Source organism: Oleiphilus sp. HI0123 (assembly GCF_001635315.1).
In genome coordinates this window covers 1-442 of sequence record NZ_LWGE01000790.1, presented here as the reverse complement: position 1 = coordinate 442, position 442 = coordinate 1, and the positions used below count along the sequence as shown (strand labels likewise).

General features: G+C 44.3%; 2 protein-coding genes. Both read right to left on the bottom strand.

The features are described 5' to 3' along the window. Positions 1-287, bottom strand: a 287-nt coding sequence (locus A3761_RS06935) for a flagellar basal body P-ring protein FlgI (protein ID WP_197472924.1), incomplete at its 3' end; no start/stop codon positions are given. Beyond that, positions 287-439, bottom strand: a complete 153-nt coding sequence (locus A3761_RS25590) for a flagellar basal body L-ring protein FlgH (protein WP_369808189.1) — start codon at positions 437-439, stop codon at positions 287-289. The genes A3761_RS06935 and A3761_RS25590, both read right to left, overlap by 1 nt. Positions 440-442: the final 3 nt, after the last annotated feature.

Sequence of the window (442 nt, the reverse complement as noted above, 5' to 3'; positions counted from 1 at the left end):
CCTTCAGGAATGGTGATACCAAATTTATTCATCATGTTGCGGAAGGTCTGGCTAGTAAAAGGCGTGTTATCTCCTGTACCACTTAAACCGACAACCAAACCATAACCAACCAGCTGATTCGAACGAACCCCCTGTACATTGGCAATATCTTTTAAACGATCCGCGCTAACGTCAAAACTAACCAAAGCAAAACCCAGCAACAATAAACTGGAGCGGCAGAACGAGCTAACTAAAGAAGCGATACCCGCTGCAGTAGCTTTGTAAGAAGCCTTTACACTATAAGACATCACATGAACCACCATTCACTGTTGAAGAATCGGGACAACCAGCCTTGACGATTAACATCATCAAAATCTCCTGTTCCACCATAGGCAATACGAGCATCAGCAACCTTAGAAGACGGGATCGTATTATCTGTGCCAATATCTTGCGGCCTCACCAA